Origin of the sequence: Peptoniphilus sp. SGI.035, from assembly GCF_050315115.1 — a bacterium.
In the GTDB taxonomy this organism is placed as follows: domain Bacteria; phylum Bacillota; class Clostridia; order Tissierellales; family Peptoniphilaceae; genus Peptoniphilus_A.
This window is the reverse complement of record NZ_JBNPOJ010000048.1, coordinates 1-1,411: the sequence shown is the minus strand read 5'-3', so window position 1 is coordinate 1,411 and position 1,411 is coordinate 1. Positions and strand designations below refer to the sequence as shown.

At 47.4% G+C, this 1,411-nt stretch carries 1 rRNA gene; it reads right to left on the bottom strand.

Annotated features, from left to right (window positions below):
* A 16S ribosomal RNA gene (locus tag ACQRC6_RS09730) occupies positions 1-1,317 on the bottom strand; the annotation flags it as partial.
* Positions 1,318-1,411: the final 94 nt, after the last annotated feature.

Genomic DNA, 1,411 nt, shown 5'->3' with positions numbered 1-1,411 from the left:
CTTCATGTACTCGAGTTGCAGAGTACAATCCGAACTGGGAGAGGCTTTTTGAGGTTTGCTTAATATCTCTATTTTGCTTCCCTTTGTACCTCCCATTGTAGCACGTGTGTAGCCCAGGGCATATAGGGCATGATGATTTGACGTCATCCCCACCTTCCTCCGATTTATCATCGGCAGTCTCTTTAGAGTCCCCATCCGAAATGCTGGCAACTAAAGATAAGGGTTGCGCTCGTTGCGGGACTTAACCCAACATCTCACGACACGAGCTGACGACAACCATGCACCACCTGTTTTGAGGCTTCCGAAGAAGACGGTATATCTCTATACTTGTCCTCAATATGTCAAGCCCTGGTAAGGTTCTTCGCGTTGCTTCGAATTAAACCACATGCTCCGCTGCTTGTGCGGGTCCCCGTCAATTCCTTTGAGTTTCATGCTTGCGCACGTACTCCCCAGGCGGAGTGCTTATTGTGTTAACTGCGGCACCGACTTCTGCCGACACCTAGCACTCATCGTTTACAGCGTGGACTACCAGGGTATCTAATCCTGTTTGCTACCCACGCTTTCGTTCCTCAGCGTCAGAATGAGCCCAGTAAGTCGCCTTCGCCACCGGTATTCTTTTTAATATCTACGCATTTCACCGCTACACTAAAAATTCCACTTACCTCTACTCTTCTCAAGATATGCAGTTTCAAATGCTTACAGTAGTTAAGCTACTGCCTTTTACACCTGACTTGCATTTCCGCCTGCGAACCCTTTACGCCCAGTGATTCCGGACAACGCTAGCCCCCTACGTATTACCGCGGCTGCTGGCACGTAGTTAGCCGGGGCTTTTTCTTATGGTACCGTCATTATCTTCCCATATAAAAGAACTTTACGACTCGAAAGCCTTCTTCGTTCACGCGGCGTCGCTGCATCAGAGTTCCCTCCATTGTGCAATATTCCCCACTGCTGCCTCCCGTAGGAGTTTGGACCGTTTCTCAGTTCCAATGTGGCCGTTCACCCTCTCAGGCCGGCTACCCATCGTCGCCTTGGTAAGCCTTTACCTTACCAACTAGCTAATGGGACGCGAGTCCATCTTAGACCACCGGAGTTTTGATCATTGTTGCATGTGCTTCTATGATTTTATTTGGTATTAATCCCAGTTTCCCGAGGCTATCCCAATGTCTAAGGTAGGTTACTCACGTGTTACTCACCCGTCCGCCGCTAATCCATTTTTGCTTCTCTCCGAAGAGATTAGCTAAAATTTCATCGCTCGACTTGCATGTGTTAAGCGCGCCGCCAGCGTTCGTCCTGAGCCAGGATCAAACTCTCAATTAAAATTTGTTTTGACTCATTTGTTTATCTAAACTAAACGAATTTCTGGTTTGCTTTGTGATTCTTTTACGAATCTTGATTCTTTTTTGAATCTTTT